Origin of the sequence: Lysinibacillus sp. FW12, assembly GCF_050817245.1 — a bacterium.
In the GTDB taxonomy this organism is placed as follows: Bacteria; Bacillota; Bacilli; order Bacillales_A; family Planococcaceae; genus Lysinibacillus; species Lysinibacillus irui.
This window is the reverse complement of record NZ_CP139094.1, coordinates 946,352-972,217: the sequence shown is the minus strand read 5'-3', so window position 1 is coordinate 972,217 and position 25,866 is coordinate 946,352. Positions and strand designations below refer to the sequence as shown.

Genomic DNA, 25,866 nt, shown 5'->3' with positions numbered 1-25,866 from the left:
CCCTTTGCTACTTAATATTTAATAAATCTGGTAAAAATGTTGATAGAGAAGGTATATACGTTACAAGTAATAAGACGATAATCGAAGCAACAATAAACGGCACGACCCCTTTTGAAATTTGAATAATATTAGTCTTTGACATACTTGCGGCAACATATAAATTTAACCCGACAGGTGGTGTAAATAAGCCGATTGCTAAGTTAATCGTCATGAACACGCCAAATACAGCCGGATCTACATCGAGCATTAACATAATCGGAAGTAATATCGGAACGAAAATATAAAATGCTGAAATGGCATCAATAAATGCACCTGCAATTAATAAAATAATGTTGACTAGTAGTAAAATAATGATTTTATTATCTGTTAAACCTAAAACCGTATTTGAAATAGTTGAGGCAATTTGCTCTGTTGTGACAATGTAGGCAAAGACAGAGGCTGCACTTACGATAATCATTACAACAGCTGTTTGTAACGCCGATTCAATAAAAATACGGTACATCATTTTTATGTAGCCTTTTCGGTGAATGAACAGTCCTACAACTAATCCATATACAACAGCAATTACTGCCGCTTCTGTTGGTGTGAAAAAGCCACCATAAATTCCACCTAAAATAATGACAGGAATCATTAATCCAGGAAGTGCTTTAATAAATGCTTCCCACCGTTCTTTTCCTGTACTTTTTTTCATAGCTGCTTCTACAGAGTCATTAAAAATACCCTTTTGAATATCACGTTTGCGGACATACATCCCAGCGATAAATAAACCGATCCCTACTAAAATACCTGGTATAACCCCAGCCATAAAAAGTCGATTAATCGTAATAGGGATTTGATCGCCTGCTACGACTGCAAAAATAATGAAGGCGATCGATGGGGGAATAATAATGCCAATTGCACCAGCACTCGCCACCAATCCTCCAGCAGTTTCTTTGCGGTAGCCGTTTTTCACCATTGCCGGAATTAAAATACCTCCAATTGCGGCAACTGTTGCGGGGCCAGACCCTGAAATAGCAGCAAAGAAAATCGCGACTAATACAGTTACAAGTACAATGCCACCTTTTCGATGCCCTACTAATGTTTGTGCAAAGTCAATTAAACGCTTGGAGATTCCAATATGGTCCATAATGACACCCGCTAAAATAAAGAATGGAATCGCTAATAGCGTAAACTTAGCTACACTTGTATACATAATATCCGTTAATGCTTCAAATCCTGATAGCCCTTGTGATGTAAATAGGACTACCATTGAAGCTACTGCTAAGGACGCAGCAATGGGAACCCTTAAAAATACGAGCACGATAAAGGAGCCAAAAAGTAATAATGCTGTCATACTAGCTCATCCCCTTTCGCTCCATTCTCTTCATTACTTACCGCTTTATATTCTTCGACCATCGCTTGAACTGTACGAATTAAACATAGTAATGCACCTAATGGTAAGGCAGAAGATAAAATCCACTGAGGCATGCCTAAGGCCGGTGTCGTTTGATTAATCTGCATTTGGAACAATACCATATCCATTCCGTAATAAAGCAATACTGCAAACAATACACCACTTGCTAAAGATGAAATAATTACAATCGCCTTTTTTGTCAGCTTATTCCCTTTATCGAACAACAAGGTAAAACCAAGGTGAGCGTATCTACGCACACCTAAGGCTGTACCAACAAATGTCAGTAATACTAACAAATTAACTGTGATTTCCTCTGTAAACGAAAGGGATAAATTGACTACATTGCGAGAAACAATGTTTACAAATGTAATTAATGTAATCGCTGCAAATGTAACGCTTAATACAATCTCTTCAAAGTAGTCTAAGAACTTCATATGTTTCCCCCCTATGGCGTAAACGCTTTCAGTAAATCTTCTCCCCAAATATCTGTATATTTATCATATACAGGCTGAACGACTTTTTTAAACGCCTCCAATTCCTCTTCTGTTGGCGTATAGACATTCATTCCTTTAGATTTTAAATCTTCAATTTGTGACGCTTCTTTTTCACGTGCTATTTTTACTTGATAAGCAGCTGCTTCTTTCCCTAAACGATCGAATAATTCACGGTCTGTATCGCTTAAAGAATCGTATAGCTTTTTATTCATACCTAACACTAATGGGTCATAGGAATAGTTCCATAATGTTAAATAATCTTGAACTTCCTCTAGCTTTGACGAAGCAATTACATCAATAGGGTTTTCTTGACCATCAATTGTTCCTTGCTGTAACGCTGTAAACACTTCTGAGAATGTCATGGTTGAAGGATCTGTTCCTAATGAACGATATAAATCTGTGTACATCGTAATTCCAGGTATACGAATCTTTAATCCATTTAAGTCTTCTGGTAGTTTAATTTCACGCTTACTGTTCGTTATTTGACGGAAGCCATTTTCACCATATCCTAAAGCCTGTACACCCTTTTCAGCTAAAAGTTCTTTAAGCTTTTCTCCACCTTCCCCGTTAAACACTTTATCTACCTCAGAATGATCCTTAAGTAAAAAAGGTGCACTTGCCACACCAAAGCGTTGATCTAAAATCGAATAAATAATAGTAGAGTTAAAAGTTAAATCGATTGATCCTTTTGCTAAGCCTTCAACAGCCTTTCCTGAATCTCCACCAGATAATTGCTCATTCGTGAACACTTCAATTTTAATGCGACCATCTGTTTCTTTGTCCATATCATCTGCCAGTTTTTTGGCTGCCTCATACCATGTGGATGAATCTGATACAGTGACTGACATTTTTAATTTATAGGACTTTTCCTTCCCTTCAGCATCAGCACTCTCTCCACTGCCACCACCACAGGCAGCTAATATTGCTGAAACGATTAAGAGCATTGCAAGAAGTAGATTTCTCCCTTTTAAAAATTTCCTCATAAAATATCCCCCTACTCTTTTTATGTTAGACTTAATAATTATTTTATAATTCCGAAAAATCTAAATATATATTCTTTGAGGATAAAAAATTATAAAATAATTGATCGATTTTTGTCTCTAACATATAAAAACCACACAAAAAGCAGCATATTAAAGTATTTAATGACAAGTTTCTCTCCTAAAACTTAAACACTCTTTCTTTTTCGAAACAGTAAAATAGCAATCATTAATTCCAATTTATTTTCATTATTATTAATATCAATATTTAAAAGCTTTTCTATTTTTTTTAGTCGATATTTTAAAGTGTTTTTATGGATATGAAGCGCATCGGCAATTTCCTGTAAACCTCCTTTGCTTTTTAGCCACATTTCTAGATTGTATATTAATTCCTCCTCCTCTATTAAAGAGCCAATGGTTCTGCAGATGAAATTGCCAACCTTTTGTTCATCGAGATCAGATAATAGTAGCTCTAATTTCAAATCCTCCTCAAACACAATCTGTCTATTTTCAACAGCAACCGTTAACGCAATACTTGCTTCATTGTAGGATTCATTTAGTGCAAAAAAGGAATGTGAATTGCCAACACCTATAAATATTTCGTCATCATAGAGCTTTATCAGTTTACGGTTAAATGAATGCAGCGTTTGCTCTAAATGAACACGAGTGACTTTTGGTACAAGCAAAACGAGCTTATCGAAGCTCCATTGAAAAATATGTAGTTGAGGATGGATTATTTGAATTGCACGCAAATAATCCATCCCCTTTTCATCAATTCTCCTATTCAATTGAATAATAATCACTCGATCATAAAGATCCGTTTCAATATTTAGCATTTCAGCTCGTTGCTCTAGTAGTAATTGATTTACCTGTCCATTTAATAAATCTAGTAGGAAAAGCTCAAACATTTTTGTCTCTCGTTCTTTTTTACGGTGCATTAAAAAATCTTCAACAAAAAACTGTGTAATTTTCTGGACAAGCTTCCCATATTTTTCGATTTCAAATGGTTGTCCAGTAACACCAATTACTCCAATTGGTGTATCCTCAATCACTAATGGCATGACGAGGCCCTCCCGCACACCCTTTAATTGTGCTGAAAGCTCCTTCGTCATATGCATAACTTCTTTGTTTTTCATCGCTATTAATGCACCTTCATGAAATTGATTCATCCTCGACATGTCTGTGCTGGCGATAATAAATCCGTTATGATCGATTACAACGACATGTTGATCAATTAGTTCTCCAAGCTCCCTAACAATCTTTGTTCCAATAATTTGTAAATCAAACATTGTGCCACCTCCATAGAGACTAATATACTGATTATACTGAAAATTTAGTATATTTTAGATATTTTACTATAGTTTTCTATGCTCTTGTAGATAAAATCAACAATATGTGCGGCTTGCATGCTTGCTTCTAGCTTTTCTTTATTGATACCAGATTGCATTTGCAGCAAGCAACCTGGATTGGCTGTGACAATCACTGTAGGCTGTAGCGCCTTAATCGTAGCCATTTTGGTAGTTAAAATATTACCTGCTGACGCAGGCTGCAATAAATTATATATTCCTGCTGAACCACAGCATGTATTGGCATTTGACAGCTCTTTAAAGTGCACATTCGGTAGGGCCTGTAAAATCATTCTTGGCTCATTGAAGACTTTATTAACATTGCGTAAATGGCAGGAATCCTGATAGGTTACAAGAGTCTTGTTTTCTTGCTGTGGCAAGGTTGCTAAATAATCCAGTAGCCCAGCTTTGACAAGCAGGCTTGAAATATCAATTGTCTTCTCTGAAAATCGAACTGCTTTTTCACGATAGCGTTCATCACTATGTAAGTGCTTTTCATATTCCTTTAAGAAAGCACCACAACCACCTGCATTATTAACAATATAGGTATAATCATCTGAATCAAATAACTCTACATTACGAATTAAGTTTTGCTTACCACGCTTTAGCTCACCACTATGCCCATGGAGAGCCCCGCAGCAACTTTGATTATCTGGAATAACGACATCAACACCAAGCATTTGTAGCAAGGACACCGTTTTTTCATTTGTTTCCTTATAAAGTGTATCCATTAGACAGCCTGTAAAAAAGGCCACCTTCATCGAAGCCGCTTTTACCTTCTTTAATGGCTGTACCTTTTTAGCTACGGGTGGTAAAGATGCCTCCATTGTTTTTAAATGCTTTGGGAATAAATTTAAAAAGCCAATTTTCCGTACAGCTTTTTGTAAACCTGTTTTTTGATAAAGATGCACTAGACTAACTGCATGCTCCATATTTTTTTGCTTGACGAAAAGATGATTGAAAACAATTTTTCTTGTCGTTTTTTCTACGAAGGTTGACTGCTTCACCTCTTGTACGGCTTCACGGGTTTGCTCGATTAAAGCACCATACTGTACACCAGCTGGACATGCCGGCTCACATGCGCGACATCCTAAACATAAATCGAATGATTGTTCTACAGATGCATCGAAAGGTACAATCCCGTCACGTACTGCCTTCATTAAGGCAATGCGTCCACGTGGTGATTGTGCTTCATCCTGCTCCATGTGAAGATATGTCGGACAGCTTGGCAAACAGAAGCCGCATCTCATACAGTCTAGCAATAGATTTTCATCGACATGTGTCTGGAAGGATTGCTGCATTTGCTGTTGTACGTTAGTTACCACCATGTACCACCACTCTTTTCTTCGTTTCTTTAGCAAAGACTTTACCAGGATTCATAATATGGTTAGGATCGAAAGTTTGCTTAATGTTTTTCATTACATTGATACCGATAGGACCAATTTTCCATTCTAAATAAGGTGCTTTCATTTCACCTACACCGTGCTCCCCTGTAATCGTGCCACCTAGTGACAGTGCTGCCTCAAAAATTTCCGAAAATGCCGCTTCTACACGATGCATCTCCTCTTCATCTCGCAAGTCTGTTAAACATGTAGGATGCAAATTTCCATCCCCTGCATGACCAAATGTGGCAATATTGACATTGTACTTTTCGGATATATCATTAATTCTCATCACCATTTTGGCCAGCTCTGATCGTGGTACTGTGGCATCCTCTAAAATAACTGTCGGTTTTAATTTTGCTAATGCTGATAATGCGACACGTCTTGCTGTTTTAATTTGCTCCGCTTCCTGTGCATCTTTTGCAATTTGCGTAAAGAGAGCTCCATTTTCTTCAGCGATTCGTACCATTTCTTTGACATCTTGTTCTACTTGATGCATTTCACCATCCTGCTCAAGTAATAGCATTGCTTCTACATCTGTTGAGAGTCCTATTTTCATATATTGCTCGACGGCGCTAATTGTTTTTTTATCAAGAAATTCTAGCGTTACGGGAATGATTTTATTGGCAATAATGCTGGAGACTGTTCTCGCAGCATCCTCTAAGGATTCAAAGTATGCGATGCTCGTCATTTTATATTGTGGCAACGGAATAAGCTTTAAAGTAATCGCTGTTACGACACCCAATGTTCCCTCTGCTCCAACAAATAATGATGTGAGGTCATAGCCCGCTACGTCCTTTGCTAGTTTGCCACCTGTTTCTAAAATATCCCCGTTTGGTAAAACAACTTGTAGACCTTTGACATAATCCTTTGTTACACCATATTTTAAGCCACGCAAGCCACCTGAGTTTTCACTAACATTGCCACCAATCGTAGAAATTCTCATGGAGCTTGGATCAGGAGGGTAAAATAAACCATGTGCTTCGACGAATGTACAAAGATTCTCAGATATAATGCCAGGCTGGACTGTAATCGTTAAATTTTCCTTATCGAAATTTAAAATTTGATCCATTCTATTAAATAAAATCACTACGCCCCCATCGTAAGGCACCGTTCCTGCTGCAAGATTTGTTCCAGAACCTCGTGGAATAATTGACATTTTATATTCATTACATACTTTAATTACCTCAGCAATTTCCTCTGCATTCCCTGGTGAAATGACAAGATCAGGTAAGCGCTGAAAATTTGCCGTTGCATCATAGGAATATGCTAAAAGCTGTGCAGTTGAGCTTTTAATGTATTTTTCACCAACAATGTGCGTAATTTTTTCGATAACTGTTTTATTCATAAGACTCACCTCGAAATTTAAATATGTAGTTACTACAATTTTAATTGTTGGAATTTTCTAAACATATGTCTTAGAAGATAAAAAAGGGGATTATATTTTAATTTTTTTGTGTTATAGGACCAAAAAAGAAGCTGTTGGATAGATCCAAACAGCTTCTAACAAATTTGCTTCAATATAGAAAAAAACAGATGAGAAAGTTCGACACTTGCCTGCTTTCTCATCTGCTTTGTTAACGCTGACGTTCCTTAAAGACACGTTCCATTTCGCGTTTGGCTTCTTTTTTGCGCATGTCGTTACGCTTGTCGTAGTCTTTTTTCCCTTTGCCGACGCCGATGAGGAGCTTGGCGTAGCCGTCCTTGATGTACATTTTTAGTGGGACGATTGTGTAGCCGTCACGTTTTACAGCACCGACTAGCTCGCCGATTTGCTTTTTGTGGAGCAACAGCTTACGGGTACGTAGTGGATCGTGGTTAAAGCGGTTGCCTTGTTCGAATGCGCTCACGTGCATATTATTGATCCATGCTTCGCCATTACGGACACGAACAAAGGAGTCTTTAAGTTGGACTTTGCCTGCACGGATAGATTTAATTTCTGTGCCTGTTAGTACCATGCCTGCTTCAATTGTCTCTTCGATGAAGTAGTCATGGCCTGCTTTTTTGTTTTGTGCTAATACTTTACCAGTACCTTTTGCCATATTTTCACCCTCTACTTAAAAGGTTGAGCTTGAGCGAAAGCATCCACAACAAGGATACTTTCGCTCATGCTTATTTACGTTTTGATTTTTTCTTTTTACCTTTTTTAGCAATGCCTTCATAGAACTTTTGCTTTTGTTTCACGCGTTTTTTAGGTCCAGGGCTTGAGTCATCTTTGCGGCGTCCACGTGGATCACGGTCGCTTTCACGGCGTTCACCTTGTTTGCTGCTTTGACTTCCTCTTTCTTCCTCTTGGCGACGGCCTCTTCGACTACCACCACGACTGCCTCGTTCCTCATCACTGCGTGTACTTCTGCGACTGCTGCCACCTTTGTTATCACTGTAATTTTTTCGTGCATGGATTACAGTAGGTGCTGCTTTGCGTGTTCGTCCATATGAAGTTACCATTCCAACGATTTCAAAGTCAATCGATGACTCCTCAATAATGACATTAGCCACACGAACGGTCACCTCATCACCAATACGGAATTGGCGATTCGTTCGTTCACCGATCATAATCATTTGACGATCATCGAAGCGGTAGTAATCATCTGTCATATTGCTAATATGGACAAGTCCTTCAATCGTGTTTGGTAGCTCCACAAAAATACCGAAGTTTGTAATCGATGAAACAATTCCTTCGAATTCTTCGCCAATTTTGTCGGACATATATTGTGCTTTTTTCAGAGCGTCTGTATCACGTTCTGCATCAACAGCACGGCGTTCGCGTTCAGATGTGTGATCAGCAATTTCATCCATTGCAATACTCCACTGGGCAATCGTTTCTCTAGATGTATCCTTATTAATTATATACGTACGAATTAAACGGTGTACGATTAAATCAGGATAACGGCGAATTGGTGATGTGAAGTGTGTATAGAAATCCGTTGATAAACCAAAGTGACCAAGGCTTTCTGGATAATATTTTGCCTGCTGCATCGAGCGTAATAGCATCGTTGAAATAACAGGCTCCTCTGGCATCCCTTCAATTGCTTTCAATACATCCTGCAACGCTTTTGGATGGACGGTATTACCCGTACCTTTAATTAAAATACCGAAATTCGTGACAAATTCAAAGAAGCGTTGAAGCTTTTCAGGCTTTGGATCTTCGTGAATACGGTATAGGAACGGTACATTCATCCAGTGGAAGTGCTCCGCTACGGTTTCATTGGCAGCTAGCATGAAATCTTCAATTAATTTCTCGGCTACTGTACGTTCACGTAATTCAATATCTACAGGCCATCCTTCTTCATTTACAATAACTTTAGATTCTTTAAAGTCGAAGTCTATGGCTCCTCGCATTTCACGTTTACGACGTAAAATATTGGAGAGCTCTGCCATGTTTTTAAACATTGGAACAAGTGGCTCATAGCGTTTAATTAGCGCCTCATCCTGCTCCTCTAAAATCTTGTAAACGTCCCTATACGTCATACGTTCCGTCGTTTTAATCACACTTTGGAAAATTTCATGTGAAATCACATTACCATTCGCATCAATGATCATTTCACAGGATAGCGTTAAACGGTCAACCTGTGGATTTAAAGAACAAATACCATTCGATAATCGATGTGGAATCATCGGTATAACACGGTCTGTTAAATAAACACTTGTCGCACGGTCGTAAGCTTCAAGGTCAATAACCGAGCCTTGCGTTACATAATAACTTACGTCTGCAATATGTACGCCAAGCTTGTAAGTACCATCGACATTTTTCGTTACGGTAACCGCATCATCCAAGTCCTTTGCATCTGCACCATCAATCGTCACAATTGTTTCATGTCGTAAATCACGGCGACCTTCTAAATCAGCCTCTGTAATTTCATCTGGTACACGTTGTGCTGCAGTGATGACTTCATCTGGGAATTCAGGTGGAATGTCATGCTTATATAAAATCGATAAAATATCCACACCCGGATCATTTTTATGGCCTAAAATTTTTGTAATATAGCCGGTTGCCGATTTTAAATCCTCAGGCCATGTCGCAACCTCAACAACAACCTTATGTCCATCGACAGCTCCTAATGTATCCCCTTTAGCAATAAAGATATCCATTGGTAGCTTTTTATCGTCTAGGACAACAAAGCCGAAGCCTCGATTTGCTTGGAATGTCCCAACAAAGCTTGTTTGACCACGTTCAACGACCTTTGTTACAGTACCTTCGCGACGATCTCCGAATGATTCCTTTAAAACACGAATTAAAACGATGTCTCCATTAATGGCACCATTAATTTCATGTGGTGGAATGAACACATCGTCCATGCCCTCAATATCAGGCGTTACAAAGCCGAAGCCCTTCGCATGCCCAATAAATTTACCTCTTAGTAAATTCATACGCTCTGGTAGGCCATAACGATTGGAGCGTGAACGAACAACTAAGCCTTGTCCTTCCATGCGGACTAATGTTTTTACAAGCTCCTTAAATTCCTCCGCATCCTCAAAGCCGAATTCTTCCTCGATTTCACCAACAGTTAATGGTTTATAATCATCTTGACCGAAGAAATCGAGTAAACGACTTTGTAGTGTATCTTTTTGGTCTTTCATACATATTCCCTCCTTCATGAGAAAATCCTATTTATAATTTATTGTGCCCAATTTAGGCTTTCTAAAAAGCGATAAATGTCTTCATGTAATTGATCTTTTTCTTGATCTAGTGTAATAACATGTTTTGAGTTTTCATACCACTTGATGTGCTTTTCAAGTGACTCAGTTTGATTATATATAATGTTGGCAGATTCTGTCTCTATTACCTCATCATTTGTAGCTTGAACGACAAAAATTGGCGCATAAATCATGTCTATTTCTTGTCGCGTACGTGCAATAAATTCACGTAGCTCCTGTAGTGACGGCATGCCCTTTTCAGCAATGAGCGAAACTTCTGCTTCAATTTGGTCATCCTGTTTCCCTTGGAATTTCTTATATTCTCTAGCGTATTTCAAAACACCCTCAAACATAACGTCTGTTGTACGCATTGTCATGGGTGCACACATTGTGACAATTCCTTTTACAGGATTATTTAATGCAACGTTTAATGCCATAACACCACCTAATGAGAGGCCTGCAACAGCAATTTCCTGATAGCCAGCATCCTGTAACTGTTTGTAGGCGGCTACGACATCCTGCCACCAGTCTGCTGGACCTGTTGTGACCAGTTCCTCCGGCTCCACACCGTGGCCTTTATAGTGAGGTGCTAAAGTAGTATACCCTTTTTTCTCTAAAAATCTACCAAGCATACGCACGTCTGCAGAGCTGCCTGTAAAGCCATGTAATAGTAAAACGGCACGTGGTCCTGCTTGAAAGAAAAATGGCTGTGATAATGATTTGTTCATTGTAAGCACTCCTTCATCTAAACACTCATTTCTACTATACCCATTATAGTCATCTCCATAATGCTAAGCGATTGATAATTTGGTTAGTAGGTTACAGAGAGATTCTTCCATTAAGTTATGATAAAAGAAAACGCCCAACCAATTAGGTTAGGCGATATATCTTCAACTATTAGATTTTTGTAATAGCGATTGCTAGAATAAAGAATAGTATAGCTAACACAATTGTTGCACGGTGAAGGATTAAATCCATACCACGTGCTTTTTGCTTTCCAAATAGTTGCTCAGCTCCACCCGAGATGGCACCTGATAAGCCTGCACTTTTACTAGATTGAAGTAATACCACAACGATTAACGCTAATGATACGATAACTAATGAAACTAATACTACTGTATGCATTCACTGCACCTCCCGAACTTTGAAACATCACAACAGACTATATTATAACAAAAAAAGGTTGCCATGACAAACTTAGCTTTAAGTTTAACAGTTTTTTTCCGCTTCATCCCCCTCTACTTGTCGACTTTTGCTACTATTAGTGGATATCGCCAACCCTCTAATTAGATTATAATGGAAGAAATGAAATTTTCTCGGAGGAAAGAACTTGAATAAAAAAATAATAACTCTTCTTTTATTATGCTGTATGATTCCCTTTCTTACAGCATGCTCAAAAGCTATAGACCTGCTGCTTGAAGAAGAGGATGACACAACTACGACGTTAGCAGAAGAAACAAAAAATGATGTGAAGCAGCCAGAGAGTAAAGCATTATCCCCCTCTTTTTCGCCTACAGACTTATTCTCAACATCTTTATTTAAAGATGATCCCGCATTATTACAATTTACCAAAAGAGTCGAGAAGCAAGTGGCAACATTTGAACAGCGCTTTCAAGTCCCTTATACAGGAAAGCTAGATTTTGAGGATTTTGAGGTTCAACTAAATGATTTAAATAGCTTGCTTACCTTTGTGGACCCCTATACAGCCGGTTATTTTCTTGACTATGAATGGACGGCTTGGGAAATCGATGATGGCTATTTAGTTGAATTGTCGATTGATTATTTAACAGATGTCAGGAAGGAGCAAAAGGTTGATCACTTTGTAGAAGCCTTTGCTGACAAGCATATTACGAAGGAAATGACAGATTTCGAACGAGCTAAAATCATTAATGATTACGTGGTGCAACTAGCCACGTATACAGAAGAAGGCTCGACGGAAGGACAGACGGTTTTTGAATTGATTAGTGAAAAAACTGCTGTATGCCAGGCCTATGCCTTACTTGCTTACCGTTTATTAGTAGCATCAGGTCTTGATGCAAAATATGTATACGGCTATAGCGAGGATCAACTACATGCGTGGAATTTAGTTAGTGTCGAAGACCAGTGGTATCATCTTGATACAACTTGGAACGATGTTGACTCTGATGAACCCTATGCGATTTCTTACGAGTATTTTTTAGTCAATGATCAAAAGCTTAGCCAGGATCATTTATGGGTAGCGGAAAACTATTTTGCTGCTACTAGTAATGACTATGACTTTATGCATGATATGTGGTATGCCAATACAGTTGCTAATGTGATTTATTATAATAGCATAAAAGATAATATGGTTTATTCCTATAATTTAGCGACCAATGAACATAAAAAGATAACCGAAACAGCTTGTTATTATTTAGCGACTTATCATGACTCCATCTATTGCAGTGATTATGACAACGCTGGTTATTTAACAAAAATTAAAGTCGAGGACGGCTCTGAAGAAATACTAGTGGAAGATGAAGTCCTTAATTTAACGATCCAAGATGGTATTTTATATTACGAAACGATCGACGGCTCACAGCATCAACAAATACTTCAATAAAATCTGTGTGATGTTCACACAGATTTTTTTCTTCCTCTCCTGCCCCTCCATTTACAGTATTACCATATTTTATTAACAAATTTTTAACGCTAGCTTTACACCCTTCCTTTACACTTACAGTTGAATTCACCTAAAGGAGGAAAATCATGAAATACGCAAAAAAATGGACTTCATTTTTTTTAGCAAGTGCAGTAACTTTATCCGCAGTTAGTATTCCACAGCAAGAGGCACAAGCAGCTGAAGTAAAGAAACCGACAAATGTCATTATGCTTGTGATGGATGGAAGCAGTAATAATGCTGTAACCCTTTCTCGATGGTATAAAGGTGAAAGCTTAGCAATGGATGAAATTTTATCAGGTGCGATGCGCACGTATTCTGCTGAATCAGCCATTACCGATTCTGCGCCCGCTGCTACTGCTTTAGCAACCGGCCATAAATCGAACGATAAATATATAGGTGTGCTTCCATCGGTGATTAATTCACCTGGTTTAGCACAAATTGCTCAAGAGGATGCTTTCAAACCTGTAGCGAATGTGCTCGAAGGAGCTAAACAACAGGGGAAGGCTACCGGATTAATTTCTACATCTGAAATTCAACATGCTACTCCAGCTGGTTTTTCAGCACATGTTAATAATAGAAGTCAATATGGGGATATTGCTGAACAGCAAGTCTATCAAAATATTGATGTTGTTTTAGGTGGAGGGCTAGAATCGTTGTCACCTGGCACATCTAAAAATGCCCGTAAGGATGGCGAGGATTTACTAAATGTACTGAAAGAAAAAAATTACGATCTCGTTCAAACTCGTGATGAGCTAGTGAATAGTCAGTCCTCTAAAATTTGGGGAAGCTTTGCACCAAGCGCACTTGCCTATGATTTAGATCGTGCTAAAACGAGAGCATCTGAGCCTACACTGGCTGAAATGACTAATAAAGCGATTAATACGCTAAAAAAGGATGAGGACGGCTTCTTCCTTTTTGTTGAAGGGAGTAAGGTTGACTGGGCGGCACATGCCAACGATACAATTGGTATTATTAGCGATATCTTATCGTTTGATGATGCAGTAAAAGAAGCAGTTGATTTTGCAAAGGAAGATGGCAACACATTAGTAATTGCTGTAACAGACCATGGAAATAGCGGAATTACGATGGGGAACGCCAACACAACGAGCACCTATTCAAGCATTCCTGTCTCTGCTTATATTGATCCATTGAAAAAAGCTTCGATGACTGTTGAAGGTGCACTAAGCCAATTAAAAGAAGATCGCTCTAATTTAGTAGAGGTGGCTGCCCTTTATGGATTAGATCAGTTAACAGAGGATGAACTAACGACATTGAAATCTGCAAAAGACTTAGGCAGTGAGATGGTTAAGATGTTAGCAAATCGCGCGAACATTGGCTATACAACAGGTGGTCATACAGGGGAAGATGTGTTTTTATATTCATTCGGACCTTCTAAATTGACAGGGCTAGTTGAAAATACGGATCTAGCTCATACGATGGCACAATTTATGGGCTTTGACTTAAATACACTAACAAATGATTTATATGTCCCTGCAACAAAAGCATTTACGGATAAAGGCTATACGACAAAAATCGATTTATCGGATAAAGAAAACCCAATATTTATTGCTCAAAAAGCAGATGTAACTGTGAAAATTCCAGTCAATAAAAACTCAATGATTTATGAGGAAACATCCACAAATACTGCAAAAACACATACATTTGATACAATTAACGTCTATAATGGCTCTGAATTCTATGTATCTAAAAAACTGATCAATGCAGTGAAATAAAAACAAAGGCGCGAACATGTTGAGATTATTCTCTTATGTTCGCGCTTCTTTTACATAAAAACAACCACCATAATTGTCCAAACTAAACATCTTCCCCCGGAACCTTAAATTTACCTTAATTTTATCTTATGATTTACTGAATTCACCTTAATTCAGCAACATTTTTCTCCACATTCCGTCAAATCAGTGTTAAAAACATAAGGTAAGGATTTTTAACTAATAAATTACTATTTTTTGAAAGTTTAATCCTATACTTTTTTTCATTGGAGGTGGACAAATGCAATCCATCAAAAATAACGAACATCTGCGCTTTATTGGCATGACGCTATTTTATTTGATCGTTTTGGTACTGCTGTTTCTTATACATGGCTTTCATGATATGAACGCTGGACCATTTATATATACGGAATTTTAATAAAAGGAGTTTTAATCATGTTAAGTATTTTAGCAGCTATTGAACGTGTGGCCATCCAGCAGCCACAAAAAACTGCTTATCAAACGCACAATGCCTCCTTAACATATGGTGAGCTTTGGCACTTATCGGATTGTATGGCCGATTATATCTCGAAGCTTCATTTACAGAGGCAGCAGCCGATTGTCGTTTATGGACATATGTCCCCGCTACAAATTGTTGCCTTTCTAGGTGCTGTCAAGGCTGGACACCCTTACGTACCCGTTGATTCGTCAACCCCTTCTGAAAGAATACAACTTATTTTAGAAGCCTCTGGAGCAGGATTACTATGCACAACAGAGCCATTACACATGCTGACGAACATTCCCGTTGCAGCGGTGAGTGATATCTTAGAGAACTCCTCCTCTGAAGTATCTTTACCCTCCACAGCATGGGTGAAGAACGAGGAAATCTATTATATTATTTACACTTCTGGATCAACTGGTCAGCCAAAGGGCGTTCAAATAACCGCTACTAATTTAGCACATTTCGTTTCTTGGATGCAGGAACACTTCCCTTTACAGCAAGACGGAGTATTTTTAAATCAGGCGCCTTTTTCCTTTGACTTATCTGTCATGGACCTTTATCCAGCACTTGTTGGAGGACATACGCTATATGCCATTACACAACAAGAAATTGCGAACCCGAGAGCGTTATTTGATTCATTAGCTTCGTCCAATACTCGTGTTTGGACGTCGACACCATCCTTTGTCAAAATGTGCTTAATGAACAAAGAGTGGAATCAACAGCTCATGCCAGCATTAGATACATTTTTATTCTGTGGCGAGGTCCTGCCCATCGCAGTTAGTAAGGAGTTAATGGAGCGTTTTCCACAGGCAACTATTTATAATTTATATGGTCCAACGGAAACGACTGTTGCGGTTTCCTATGTAAAGGTAACGGAAGAATTGATAGCTCGCTTTGAGCAATTGCCTATTGCTCCACTAACGGAGACAAACATTTCTTTATTAGAGGATGGAGAAATTGCTATTTCAGGTCCGACAGTTAGTGCAGGGTATTTGGGGGCACCGGAATTAACAGCAAAAGCCTTTCCGACAGTAGCTGGCAATCGCATCTATCGTACTGGAGATGTTGGCTATGAGCGAGATGGATATGTATTCTTTTCTGGTCGCAAGGATTTCCAAGTGAAGCTACATGGCTATCGTTTAGAAATCGAGGAAATCGAAAAGCAGATAAGTAACCTTCCACCGGTTTCAAGCTGCGTGGTTGTACCTGTTTATAAAGAGAAGGAAATTACTGCTCTAAATGCCCATCTTGTTTTGCGTGAGCCATTAAAGGACTCTGCCTTCAAAATGACAAAACAGTTGAAAGCACTTTTATCGGAGTACTTACCTGCCTATATGATTCCGAAAACGTTTAAATATATGGACGCTTTACCGCTTAACGCAAATGGTAAGGTGGATCGTAAAGGATTGGCGGTTATGGAAACAGTATGACGCCTTATGGAAATATAGCATTCTTTCTGATTATCGGACTATTATTACTACCAACCATCATACTCGGCTTACGTGGCAGATCATCGAAACACTATAATCTATTTGTCTCGTTGATTGTCTTAGCCCTTATTTTTGGTAGCTCATTGAACGGTAGCATTTCGCTCGTATTGTTTACAGTTTTTCAAGTAGTCCTTATTGTTGGCTACCAACGCTATCGACTCCAGCAAAATAGTGGTATGGTCTTTGTTATCGCTGTGGTATTGTCGATTTTACCACTTGTACTTGTGAAGGTACTGCCTATTCTAGGGTTACACCATTTATTTGGCTTCCTTGGTGTGTCTTACATTACCTTCAAAGCTGTGCAAATGATTTTAGAAACCCGAGATGGCTTAATGAAAGAGAACATTTCTGTTGTAGAGCTTGCCTATTTTTTACTGTTCTTTCCTACAGTATCTTCAGGTCCTATTGATCGTTGGCGACGCTTTACAAAGGATTATCATTCGGTACCATCCGCGGAAGACTATCAAAAGCTGTTATTAAGTGGGATTAACTATATCTTTGTAGGCTTTTTATATAAATTTATTTTGGCCTACTTAATTTACAACTACACCCTTATCTACCTGCCAAATCATACGTATAACTATTTAACGCCCTTCCAGGGACAATTAGCGTATATGTATATGTATAGCTTTTATTTATTCTTTGATTTTGCTGGCTATAGTGCATTTGCTGTTGGTGTTAGCCGAATAATGGGGATTCAAACACCCATTAACTTTAACCGACCATTCGCCAGCCGCAATATTAAAGACTTTTGGAATCGTTGGCATATGAGTCTTTCCTTCTGGTTTAGAGATTATGTCTATATGCGATTCGTGCTTTGGATGACGAAGAAAAAATGGCTGAAAAATAAATTCGCCATTTCCTATATTGGTTTCTTTTTACTATTCTTTTTAATGGGCATTTGGCATGGCCTAGAATGGCACTTTGTAGTCTACGGACTCTATCATGCCCTATTAATAGTAAGCTTTGATAAGTTTGAACGCTGGAATAAAAAGCATAAGCGTTGGCCTAAAAATAAGTGGACACATGCCATTGGCGTATTCATCACTTTTAATGCCGTGTGCTTTGGCTTCTATATTTTTTCTGGCAAATTATTTTAACCAAGGGCTAAAAAAGCCTGTTCAATAAAGGAGAATTATTAATGGATCAACAACAAGTTTTAGAAATGCTAGTCGAGTTATGTGAAGATGAAATTATTGTAGAGAACCCAGATATTGATTTATTCGAAGAAGGGCTACTAGACTCTTTCGGAACGATTAATCTATTAGTAGAAATTGAAAATCGATTTAATATTTCTGTGCCAATTACTGATTTTAATCGTGAAGAATGGAACACGCCTAATCGCATTGCAGGGAAATTAGCTGAAAGACAATGATCAAGAAAGGCTTTTTATCTTTATGTATTGCCTTCGCTCTATTTACTGGCTTTATCTTCTTTCCCAATGCGTGGATCAAGGCATGGATATCGGATGAGGATGTAGAGCAGGCCAAAACAAATATGTCTCCGCTTGTATTCCAAGGTACGTATTTACAGGAGCGCATGCTGCAGGAGCCTAATTCCATGCCTTTATATGGCTCCTCAGAATTAAATCGTTTTGATCCCTTCCATCCATATAATTATGCACGAGCAACAGAGGCGCCTTATTCGACCTTTATGGTTGGTCGTGGGGGCATGCAGTCCATTACTCATTTTTTAAATTTTGCTGCCCAAGAGAAAAATTTAAAGGATAAAAAAGTAGTCTTTATTATCTCTCCACAATGGTTTACAGCAAAAGGTATGGGGGAATTTCATTTTTCACCGAATTACTCTATGCTGCAAGCCTATGATTTAGCTTTTAATGATGAAATGGATGCTAATCTTCGCAAACGTGCCATGGAGCGCCTATTAGAATTTGATACTGTTAAGCGTGATCGTCTTTTAAAGACTATGTATCAATATCAAATGTCAAACGGTAAGAAAAATCCGATTACTGGTAGCATGGCCATGATAGCAGGGCGTTTTCATAAGGAATTGCTAGAAAAGAAGGATTTATATTATTCGCTATTCCCACGAAAAGGTCATAAATTAAAAAGTAATGATACCCTTATTGCCAACCAAACCTTTGACCAACAAGTGCAGGCTGCTGAAGCATATGGCAAAAAACGTGTATCAAATGATTATATGATTGAGAATCGTGCCTATCAGCGACTTGTGAATGCTAATTTCTCCAAGTTTAAAGGAATGCGCAAGCAAGAGGATTATACGAAATCTCCAGAGTATGAGGATTTTCAGCTTGTGATCGATGTTTTAAAGGATGCTGGTGCTAAGCCATTATTCGTGTCCATTCCGGTCAATGGCTATTGGTATGATTATAATGGCTATCCAGAGGAACGTCGTCACCAGTACTACGATAAGATGGCTCAAGTCTTAAAAGATGCAGATGTTAGCTATGTTGATTTTACAGACCATGAATATGATCCTTATTTTATAATGGATACCATTCATATTGCCTGGAAGGGCTGGGTCTATCTTGATCGTGAAATGGACCACCATTGGGCACAGTCAAAATAAACACGAAGGACAGTCTAAAAATAATAGACTGTCCTTTTCCTTATCGCAATATCCCTTTGACGTAGAGTGCCATTTGGTCACTGACATCGCTTAGTTTTTCAATAGCCTCGCTAAATTGTTGTACAAGTTCCGCCTGTTCGTTAGAAGCGGCTTCAATTTGCTCCATGCTTTCCATAAGAGATTGAACATTACTCGTAATGGTTTTCAGGGAGGTTTCAATTTGTTCTGTTGCAGTAGCAGTCTCACTAGAAAGCTTTCGTACTTCCTGAGCTACTATATTAAATCCTGCCCCGTACTGCCCAGCACGTGCGGCTTCAATAGAGGCATTTAACCCTAGTAAATTGGTCTGTCTGGAAATCGTTTTAATAAAATCTGTTACCTCATTTGAACGAGAAGAATTTTCGAGAGCATGTCGAGATTTCTCTGTAATGGTTTCACTCGTTGCTGACAATTCTTCGGAATGGGCGGCGATAGTATGTATTTTTAGTTGTAGCTCTTGAATAACAGCTTGTAGGCTGTCCATAAAGCCCTCAACTTTTTCTTGAGCATCTAATGGAAACAGTAAGCTTAATACAGCTACCACTTTGCCCTGTTCACGCACAGGATAAAGCTCACTATTCATCGGAATCCCAAAATACTCTTTCGGAATGCTACGCTTTAATATTTCCCCTCTTGCAACACGACGAAAATCCGGTGAATCCTCCGCTAATGAACCGATTTGTAAGTTCGTTTGAACCCTCGTTCCCTCCAAAACAAAAAGCGTTTCCCTTTCTTCTGCACTTGTAATGGTTATCGCAATTTCTTTGTTAAAGATTTCATGAAAAATCGGTAAAGTCTCTTCTAATGATTGTATAATCCCCATAACCCTACCCCCTCTATTTTTCTTTATTATACTTGACTGCTTGGGGTATACATACTTCTTTTTCAAAACATAATAAAATAGCGCTCATCGCTGAGCGCCTTCGAATGTTTCACTATGATTGTCAGGTTTATTTCCGCTGAAATATTCTTTTATATAATATCCTTCTTCCTCTGGAGTCGACAAACGACTTGCTTTTCCTGGGGCATCTTCATTTCCGTTTTGTTGCATTTTCCAAATTTTATTATGGTCGTCAACGGCGTTTGAAAAATCACCCTTCGACCATCTTTCCAATATTGGAATGTAAAGGTCGTTATGTTCATAATCGTTCATTTTACATACAGCCAATAATCGGTCAATTTTTTCTTGTGTTATTTGCTCATGACCCCTTTGAGCTCCAGATTGCACCTTCTGGTGGGACATGCTGTGAATGGCTTCGTTCACTTTGTCTTCTATTAAGTTGTCAGGATAAAGTATCTCTTCTTTCGTTTTACTTTCAAGAATTTCTCCGTCACTTTCAACAACAATTGTTTTTGCTATTGCTTCTTCAAGAACAGGTTTCTCCACTTGTTCGGTGAATTGAGTGTAACCAAAAATTCCTCCAAAAATGCCCAATACTCCAATGATAACGATAGTCACCTTTGTTTTTCTTTTCATGTTATTACCCCTCAATAATTTTGTATCATTATGTAATTATGTAATTGGTCTATATTATATAATTAGGTTAATAATAACAGAAGATTGAGACAAGGTTCAACAGGTGTTCTCTAAAACGGAGAGTACCTATATAACTGTATGTAATATTGTTACATACAGTTAGTCCTAGCAACTGGGAGTACCAACACAAGAATGCGGACGTTGAATGTAACCAATACAACTTTGTATGCCTTAAAATCGTGATGTGTCTTATAAACACGTCAGGTATCTGCTCGTATTACTGTTCACAGTAGGTACTTAACTGTGAATTTTTTTCACAGATGGAATATCTAACTCGGACAATGTCTCCGAATTGAACTACGACAAATTGTTGTAGTTGGAATGGGTGAACTGAGACACTTTGTCTGAGTTCATTCCCAAGGTTCATGCAGCGAACATTCAAATTCTAATCGCCCCACCCATTTTCTTCTTTAATTCTTCATACAACTTAGCATGTTCTGCATTTCGTATTTCTGCTTGGTTTAATCATTTCTTCCGTTTCAGGGTCTTTCGGGAATGCTATAAATATGAAATAAACAAACATACCAATAATCATGGCAAACACACATAATGCTATTGTCACCGTTTGGATGACATTATTTTTGATAACTTTTAGCACAATTGCTTTCATTAGAAATAATCTCGAAACAGTAACGCTTCTTCTTTCGATAATGGTCCAATTCTAGGTGCGAGAACCCAATGAATCATATTATTAACTTCACTATTGAGGCGTTTTCTTCGGTTATCTGATAAAGAATTGAGCCACGCATGATGTTCGTAATCCTTTACCCATTTGTCGTACTTTTCGTCAGACATATTGTCTGTTCAAATAGGTTTTTTAAATGAAAAGGTATCGTTTATAACGAGGTATTCTTGTGCACTTGTAAGGACGATTTGCTTTGAGGCACCCTCTTGCTCCCTCAAGTTTGCCCTTAATCTTCCTCAATGGGCAATTAATTGTTCATCCATCCGATCTACACACTCCCTACATAATTAGTAATTTCATTCAGCATATTGTCGTAACAAGAAACGATTGAGCGTGTCTTTGCAGATGCAAAGGAAAAGCATGGTATGCGATCGACAACCTTAAGAGGTCTTAAAAAATTGTCCATGCAGGCGATGCTTACTTATGCTACCATGAATTTAAAAAGACTGGCTACTTGGACATGGCAACCAGCAATTTTCAAACAATTCTTCTGTAGTGTATCCCACAATAATCGCCTCCTTCTTTATACTAATAATGTAAGTTTTACCGAGATTTAATTATGTTGAATAAATTTTTTTACATGAACTGTAGAAACGTCTTCAATTTCATTCACCTCATGAAACTCGTTCAGATATTGAATGAAGTGAGTTGTATGGTATTTATAAGTTTCTGTTGTTCTGATTGAATAATTTTGTAATTCGAATGTAAATTCTTTCAACAAATCTTTAATAAGCACGAAAAAACCTCCAATCTACAAGTGTTTATCACACTTATAAATCAGAGGTTGAAACAATACAGTTGTATTGTTAAATTCACCTAAATGTACAACATAGTTCAAGTTGAATCCAAAGCATTTTCTCTTAAATCAATTACTTATTTTAAGTTATAGAAGGAATTTAAACCAAGATACTCTGCTGTTGAACCAAGTTGATCTTCAATGCGAAGAAGTTGGTTGTATTTTGCTACACGGTCTGTACGTGATGGAGCACCTGTTTTAATTTGACCAGCATTTGTTGCAACAGCGATATCAGCAATTGTTGCGTCTTCTGATTCACCAGAACGGTGAGAGATAACTGCTGTGTAGCCTGCACGTTTCGCCATTTCGATCGCTTCAAATGTTTCTGTTAGCGTACCGATTTGGTTTACTTTGATAAGGATGGCATTGCCTACACCTTGCTCAATACCAGCTGCTAATTTTTTCGTATTCGTTACAAATAGGTCATCACCTACTAATTGTACACGACTACCGATACGATCTGTTAATAGCTTGTGTCCAGCCCAGTCATTTTCGTCTAAGCCGTCTTCAATTGAGATGATTGGGTATTTGTTTGTTAACTCCTCGTACCAATCAACCATTTCTTCTGATGTTTTCACAACGCCTTCACCATCTAAGTGGTATTTACCGTCTTCTTTATTGAATAGCTCAGATGATGCTACGTCCATCGCAAGTTTAACTTCTTCGCCTGCTTTGTAGCCAGCTTTTTCAATTGCTTCTAAGATGACAGTGATTGCTTCTTCGTTAGAGCCAAGGTTTGGTGCAAAACCACCTTCATCCCCTACTGCTGTATTATAACCTTTTGCTTTTAGAACAGCTTTTAAGCTATGGAAAATTTCAGCACCAATGCGTAATGCATGGCGGAAAGATTCCGCTCCAACAGGCATAACCATAAATTCTTGGATGTCTACATTGTTATCTGCGTGAGCGCCACCGTTTAAAATGTTCATCATAGGTACTGGTAATTGTTTAGAATTAAACCCACCAAGATATTGATAAAGAGGTACATCTAAATAATCTGCCGCAGCATGTGCAACTGCCATAGACACACCAAGAATTGCGTTGGCACCTAGCTTGCCCTTATTTTCTGTGCCATCTAGCTCGATTAAAGCTTTATCAATGACAACTTGGTCAAGAACTGAATAGTTACCTTCTAATTCTTCTGCAATAATTGTGTTTACATTTTCAACTGCTTTTAATACACCTTTGCCTAGGTAACGTGATTTGTCACCATCGCGTAATTCTACCGCTTCGTATTCACCTGTTGATGCACCTGATGGTACGATTGCGCGTCCAAATGCACCTGATTCTGTAAATACTTCAACCTCTACTGTTGGGTTGCCACGTGAGTCTAAAACTTCGCGCGCATAAACTTGTGTAATAAATGGCATAATTAATTCTCCTCTTTTTCAATTAATGATTTTCCTGTCATTTCAGTAGGTTGTGACACCTCTAATAATTCTAACATGGTTGGCGCTAAATCGGCTAAAATGCCACCATTTCTTAACACTAAATTTGGTTTTGTCACAATTACAGGAACAGGATTGGTTGTATGAGCCGTCATTGGCTCACCTGCTAAATTCAGTACTTCATCAGAGTTACCATGGTCAGCTGTAATAATAGCTGCGCCGCCTTTGGCAAGGAGTGCATCTACTACTTTCCCTAAACATTCATCTACTGCCTCAATGGCTTTAATAGTTGGCTCAAGCATTCCACTATGACCAACCATATCAGGGTTAGCAAAATTAAGAATAATGCCATCAAATCGATCAGCCTCAATCTCTGCAAGCAAGGCTTCTGTCACCTCATAGGCAGACATTTCAGGTTTTAAATCATATGTTGCAACCTTTGGTGATGCAATCAAAATACGTTCTTCACCTGGGAATTTTTCCTCACGGCCACCACTCATAAAGAATGTAACATGTGGATATTTTTCCGTTTCAGCAATACGTAATTGTGTTTTACCATTCGTTGAAAGTACTTCACCAATCGTATTTTTTAGGTTGTCGTTTTCATAAGCAACCTGTGCGTTCACTTCATCACTATAGTGTGTGAAGGACACAAATTTTAAATTTTTTGGATGGTTTGCAGATACCGCAAATCCATCAAATGTTTCATTTGTAAACACTGTGGATAGCTGGATGGCACGATCAGGACGGAAGTTAAAGAAAATAACTGCATCATTATCACGAATCGTTGCTACTGGCTCACCATGCTCTTGAATACTAAATGGAATGACAAATTCATCTGTCACTTCACGTTCATAGGATGCTGCCACACCACTTTTTGCACTTTCTGCTGCTTGGCCAACACCATCTACCAATACATTATACGTAAGTGCAACACGATCCCAACGTTTGTCACGATCCATGGCGTAGTAACGTCCATGGATAGAAGCAAATTGACCAATACCCATTTCTGTCATCTGTTTTTCTGTTTCTTCGATATAGTCTAAGGCTGTTGTAGGACCAACATCTCGACCATCTAAGAAGCCATGTACATAAACGTCCTCTAACCCTTGTTGTTTAGCCAGCTTTAATAACGCAAACATGTGCTCATAATGACTATGCACACCGCCATCTGACAGTAAGCCCATCACATGTAGCTTTGACTGATGTGCTTTTACATGTGCCACTGCATCTATAAATGCTTGATTTGTAAAGAAGTCCCCTTCACGAATGGACTTATTTAAACGTGTTAAGCTTTGATAAACAATACGTCCAGCACCGATATTTAAGTGACCTACCTCGGAATTACCCATCTGACCCTCTGGTAATCCAACTGCCTCTCCCGCTGCTGTTAATGTCGCGTGGGGGAATTGGCTCCAATATCGATCAAAATTAGGCTTGTTAGCCTGTGCTACTGCATTCCCAAATGTTTCATCACGAAATGCAAAGCCATCTAAAATAATTAATGCTACTGGCTTTTTAGGCATTTGCTGCCGCCTCCAATAATGTTAAATAAGATTCTGGTTGTAAGCTTGCTCCACCAACTAAAGCACCATCAATATGTTCTTTTGCTAAAAGCTCCTGAATGTTGTCAGGCTTCACACTGCCACCATATTGAATGCGAACAGCATTCGCCGTTTCAGCATCATACAGCTCTTCGATAACTGCTCGAATGGCTCCACATACTTGATTTGCATCATCTGCAGTAGCAGTTTTACCAGTTCCAATCGCCCAAATCGGTTCATAGGCAATGACCATATGCTCTACTTGCTGTGCTTCAAACCCAGCCAGTGCCGCTTTAATCTGACCTGCCACCTTTTGTTCTGTTGTGCCAGCTTCACGTTCTTCTAGTGTTTCACCACAGCAAATAATTGGTACGATGCTATGTGCGAGTGCCGCTGCTACCTTCTTATTAATAGCGTCATCTGTTTCATTGTAGTATTCACGACGTTCTGAATGTCCTAAAATGACATAATCTACTTCTACACTTGCAAGCTGTGCTGGGCTAATTTCACCAGTAAAGGCCCCTTCATTTTCATAGTGCATTGTTTGAGCGCCAATCGCTAATTCTGATTCGCTTGCAACCTGCACAAGTGTAGGTAGGTAAAGAGCTGGTGCGCAAACAACAGCATCTACTTTCTCATTAGAAGGGAGTTTATCCTGCACTGCATCTACAAACTGAATAGCTTCCTCAAATGTTTTAAACATTTTCCAGTTACCTGCAATAATTGGTTTACGCATCATCATGCCTCCGATA

At 38.6% G+C, this 25,866-nt stretch carries 23 protein-coding genes and 1 pseudogene; 8 read left to right on the top strand and 16 right to left on the bottom strand.

From position 1 onward, the window contains the following. Positions 1-7: 7 nt before the first annotated feature. From SJW71_RS04990 to secG, 10 genes are all read right to left on the bottom strand, one after another. On the bottom strand, positions 8-1,333 hold the full coding sequence (locus SJW71_RS04990) for a TRAP transporter large permease (protein WP_274794352.1): 1,326 nt from the start codon (positions 1,331-1,333) through the stop codon (positions 8-10). Next, positions 1,330-1,827: a TRAP transporter small permease gene (locus SJW71_RS04985; RefSeq protein ID WP_407135070.1), complete on the bottom strand. Its 498-nt coding sequence runs from the start codon at positions 1,825-1,827 to the stop codon at positions 1,330-1,332. Before SJW71_RS04985 ends, SJW71_RS04990 begins: the two co-directional genes overlap by 4 nt. 11 nt (positions 1,828-1,838) lie before the next feature. Beyond that, entirely contained in the window at positions 1,839-2,870 is a 1,032-nt protein-coding gene (locus SJW71_RS04980; protein ID WP_407135068.1) for a DctP family TRAP transporter solute-binding subunit, read from the bottom strand. A 185-nt stretch (positions 2,871-3,055) separates the two neighbouring features. Then, positions 3,056-4,156, bottom strand: a complete 1,101-nt coding sequence (locus tag SJW71_RS04975; protein WP_431811810.1) for a CdaR family transcriptional regulator — start codon at positions 4,154-4,156, stop codon at positions 3,056-3,058. A gap of 44 nt (positions 4,157-4,200) precedes the next feature. Next, entirely contained in the window at positions 4,201-5,541 is a 1,341-nt protein-coding gene (locus SJW71_RS04970) for a (Fe-S)-binding protein (protein ID WP_431811809.1), read from the bottom strand. Continuing rightward, on the bottom strand, positions 5,528-6,943 hold the full coding sequence (locus tag SJW71_RS04965; RefSeq protein ID WP_431811808.1) for an FAD-binding oxidoreductase: 1,416 nt from the start codon (positions 6,941-6,943) through the stop codon (positions 5,528-5,530). The genes SJW71_RS04970 and SJW71_RS04965 overlap by 14 nt, the downstream gene beginning before the upstream one ends. A gap of 229 nt (positions 6,944-7,172) precedes the next feature. Continuing rightward, positions 7,173-7,637: an SsrA-binding protein SmpB gene (gene smpB, locus SJW71_RS04960; protein ID WP_274794358.1), complete on the bottom strand. Its 465-nt coding sequence runs from the start codon at positions 7,635-7,637 to the stop codon at positions 7,173-7,175. Positions 7,638-7,707: 70 nt separating this feature from the next. Next, positions 7,708-10,176 carry a ribonuclease R gene (gene rnr, locus SJW71_RS04955; RefSeq protein WP_431811807.1) on the bottom strand — a complete coding sequence of 823 codons (2,469 nt, stop codon included), beginning with the start codon at positions 10,174-10,176 and terminating at the stop codon, positions 7,708-7,710. 38 nt (positions 10,177-10,214) lie between these two features. Further along, on the bottom strand, positions 10,215-10,961 hold the full coding sequence (locus SJW71_RS04950) for an alpha/beta hydrolase (RefSeq protein ID WP_274794360.1): 747 nt from the start codon (positions 10,959-10,961) through the stop codon (positions 10,215-10,217). 169 nt (positions 10,962-11,130) lie between these two features. After that, positions 11,131-11,358: a preprotein translocase subunit SecG gene (gene secG / locus SJW71_RS04945; protein ID WP_008173196.1), complete on the bottom strand. Its 228-nt coding sequence runs from the start codon at positions 11,356-11,358 to the stop codon at positions 11,131-11,133. 205 nt (positions 11,359-11,563) lie between these two features. Between secG and SJW71_RS04940 the strand changes: the two genes are divergently transcribed. The 7 genes from SJW71_RS04940 (at position 11,564) to dltD (ending at position 19,125) form a co-directional block, all read left to right on the top strand. After that, positions 11,564-12,814 carry a transglutaminase domain-containing protein gene (locus tag SJW71_RS04940; protein WP_312505986.1) on the top strand — a complete coding sequence of 417 codons (1,251 nt, stop codon included), beginning with the start codon at positions 11,564-11,566 and terminating at the stop codon, positions 12,812-12,814. Between the two features lie 146 nt (positions 12,815-12,960). Continuing rightward, on the top strand, positions 12,961-14,607 hold the full coding sequence (locus SJW71_RS04935; RefSeq protein WP_431811806.1) for an alkaline phosphatase: 1,647 nt from the start codon (positions 12,961-12,963) through the stop codon (positions 14,605-14,607). Positions 14,608-14,884: 277 nt separating this feature from the next. Then, positions 14,885-15,022: a teichoic acid D-Ala incorporation-associated protein DltX gene (locus tag SJW71_RS04930; protein WP_274794363.1), complete on the top strand. Its 138-nt coding sequence runs from the start codon at positions 14,885-14,887 to the stop codon at positions 15,020-15,022. 17 nt (positions 15,023-15,039) lie between these two features. Next, positions 15,040-16,515 (top strand): D-alanine--poly(phosphoribitol) ligase subunit DltA, encoded by a 1,476-nt coding sequence (gene dltA / locus SJW71_RS04925; protein ID WP_274794364.1) that lies wholly within the window; start codon positions 15,040-15,042, stop codon positions 16,513-16,515. After that, a complete protein-coding gene (gene dltB / locus SJW71_RS04920) occupies positions 16,512-17,675 on the top strand; it encodes a D-alanyl-lipoteichoic acid biosynthesis protein DltB (protein WP_431811805.1) in 1,164 nt (387 codons plus the stop codon). Before dltA ends, dltB begins: the two co-directional genes overlap by 4 nt. A gap of 41 nt (positions 17,676-17,716) precedes the next feature. Continuing rightward, entirely contained in the window at positions 17,717-17,950 is a 234-nt protein-coding gene (gene dltC / locus SJW71_RS04915; RefSeq protein WP_016994756.1) for a D-alanine--poly(phosphoribitol) ligase subunit 2, read from the top strand. Continuing rightward, positions 17,947-19,125 carry a D-alanyl-lipoteichoic acid biosynthesis protein DltD gene (gene dltD, locus SJW71_RS04910; protein WP_431811804.1) on the top strand — a complete coding sequence of 393 codons (1,179 nt, stop codon included), beginning with the start codon at positions 17,947-17,949 and terminating at the stop codon, positions 19,123-19,125. Before dltC ends, dltD begins: the two co-directional genes overlap by 4 nt. A gap of 40 nt (positions 19,126-19,165) precedes the next feature. Here dltD and SJW71_RS04905 read toward each other — a convergent pair whose 3' ends face one another. The 3 genes from SJW71_RS04905 to SJW71_RS04895 all read right to left on the bottom strand — a co-directional run bounded on the left by SJW71_RS04905 (position 19,166) and on the right by SJW71_RS04895 (position 21,311). Further along, on the bottom strand, positions 19,166-19,987 hold the full coding sequence (locus tag SJW71_RS04905; protein ID WP_431811803.1) for a methyl-accepting chemotaxis protein: 822 nt from the start codon (positions 19,985-19,987) through the stop codon (positions 19,166-19,168). Positions 19,988-20,071: 84 nt separating this feature from the next. Beyond that, positions 20,072-20,641 (bottom strand): DUF6241 domain-containing protein, encoded by a 570-nt coding sequence (locus SJW71_RS04900; protein WP_431811802.1) that lies wholly within the window; start codon positions 20,639-20,641, stop codon positions 20,072-20,074. A 487-nt stretch (positions 20,642-21,128) separates the two neighbouring features. Then, a complete protein-coding gene (locus SJW71_RS04895) occupies positions 21,129-21,311 on the bottom strand; it encodes a hypothetical protein (RefSeq protein ID WP_431811801.1) in 183 nt (60 codons plus the stop codon). 392 nt (positions 21,312-21,703) lie between these two features. Between SJW71_RS04895 and SJW71_RS04890 the strand changes: the two are divergent. Beyond that, a pseudogene (locus SJW71_RS04890) lies at positions 21,704-21,943 on the top strand (transposase); the annotation flags it as partial. 316 nt (positions 21,944-22,259) lie between these two features. Here SJW71_RS04890 and eno read toward each other — a convergent pair. The 3 genes from eno to tpiA are packed head-to-tail and all read right to left on the bottom strand — an operon-like array spanning position 22,260 to position 25,850. Next, positions 22,260-23,552 carry a phosphopyruvate hydratase gene (gene eno, locus SJW71_RS04885; protein WP_431811800.1) on the bottom strand — a complete coding sequence of 431 codons (1,293 nt, stop codon included), beginning with the start codon at positions 23,550-23,552 and terminating at the stop codon, positions 22,260-22,262. 2 nt (positions 23,553-23,554) lie between these two features. Further along, positions 23,555-25,096, bottom strand: a complete 1,542-nt coding sequence (gene gpmI / locus SJW71_RS04880; RefSeq protein ID WP_431811799.1) for a 2,3-bisphosphoglycerate-independent phosphoglycerate mutase — start codon at positions 25,094-25,096, stop codon at positions 23,555-23,557. Then, complete coding sequence (gene tpiA / locus SJW71_RS04875; RefSeq protein WP_313471691.1) at positions 25,089-25,850, bottom strand: triose-phosphate isomerase; 762 nt, start codon at positions 25,848-25,850, stop codon at positions 25,089-25,091. The genes gpmI and tpiA overlap by 8 nt, the downstream gene beginning before the upstream one ends. Positions 25,851-25,866 lie beyond the last annotated feature (16 nt).

Bases quoted from the DNA above. Each gene is read 5' to 3' on its own strand.
- SJW71_RS04950 (WP_274794360.1), bottom strand. From the start codon at position 10,961: ATGAACAAATCATTATCACAGCCATTTTTCTTTCAAGCAGGACCACGT.
- SJW71_RS04990 (WP_274794352.1), bottom strand. From the start codon at position 1,333: ATGACAGCATTATTACTTTTTGGCTCCTTTATCGTGCTCGTATTTTTA.
- rnr (WP_431811807.1), bottom strand. From the start codon at position 10,176: ATGAAAGACCAAAAAGATACACTACAAAGTCGTTTACTCGATTTCTTC.
- SJW71_RS04970 (WP_431811809.1), bottom strand. From the start codon at position 5,541: ATGGTGGTAACTAACGTACAACAGCAAATGCAGCAATCCTTCCAGACA.
- SJW71_RS04975 (WP_431811810.1), bottom strand. From the start codon at position 4,156: ATGTTTGATTTACAAATTATTGGAACAAAGATTGTTAGGGAGCTTGGA.
- SJW71_RS04935 (WP_431811806.1), top strand. From the start codon at position 12,961: ATGAAATACGCAAAAAAATGGACTTCATTTTTTTTAGCAAGTGCAGTA.
- SJW71_RS04905 (WP_431811803.1), bottom strand. From the start codon at position 19,987: ATGGGGATTATACAATCATTAGAAGAGACTTTACCGATTTTTCATGAA.
- SJW71_RS04980 (WP_407135068.1), bottom strand. From the start codon at position 2,870: ATGAGGAAATTTTTAAAAGGGAGAAATCTACTTCTTGCAATGCTCTTA.
- SJW71_RS04900 (WP_431811802.1), bottom strand. From the start codon at position 20,641: ATGAAAAGAAAAACAAAGGTGACTATCGTTATCATTGGAGTATTGGGC.
- dltC (WP_016994756.1), top strand. From the start codon at position 17,717: ATGGATCAACAACAAGTTTTAGAAATGCTAGTCGAGTTATGTGAAGAT.
- SJW71_RS04930 (WP_274794363.1), top strand. From the start codon at position 14,885: ATGCAATCCATCAAAAATAACGAACATCTGCGCTTTATTGGCATGACG.
- SJW71_RS04985 (WP_407135070.1), bottom strand. From the start codon at position 1,827: ATGAAGTTCTTAGACTACTTTGAAGAGATTGTATTAAGCGTTACATTT.
- secG (WP_008173196.1), bottom strand. From the start codon at position 11,358: ATGCATACAGTAGTATTAGTTTCATTAGTTATCGTATCATTAGCGTTA.
- dltD (WP_431811804.1), top strand. From the start codon at position 17,947: ATGATCAAGAAAGGCTTTTTATCTTTATGTATTGCCTTCGCTCTATTT.
- eno (WP_431811800.1), bottom strand. From the start codon at position 23,552: ATGCCATTTATTACACAAGTTTATGCGCGCGAAGTTTTAGACTCACGT.
- dltB (WP_431811805.1), top strand. From the start codon at position 16,512: ATGACGCCTTATGGAAATATAGCATTCTTTCTGATTATCGGACTATTA.
- SJW71_RS04965 (WP_431811808.1), bottom strand. From the start codon at position 6,943: ATGAATAAAACAGTTATCGAAAAAATTACGCACATTGTTGGTGAAAAA.
- gpmI (WP_431811799.1), bottom strand. From the start codon at position 25,096: ATGCCTAAAAAGCCAGTAGCATTAATTATTTTAGATGGCTTTGCATTT.
- SJW71_RS04895 (WP_431811801.1), bottom strand. From the start codon at position 21,311: ATGAAAGCAATTGTGCTAAAAGTTATCAAAAATAATGTCATCCAAACG.
- smpB (WP_274794358.1), bottom strand. From the start codon at position 7,637: ATGGCAAAAGGTACTGGTAAAGTATTAGCACAAAACAAAAAAGCAGGC.
- tpiA (WP_313471691.1), bottom strand. From the start codon at position 25,850: ATGCGTAAACCAATTATTGCAGGTAACTGGAAAATGTTTAAAACATTT.
- dltA (WP_274794364.1), top strand. From the start codon at position 15,040: ATGTTAAGTATTTTAGCAGCTATTGAACGTGTGGCCATCCAGCAGCCA.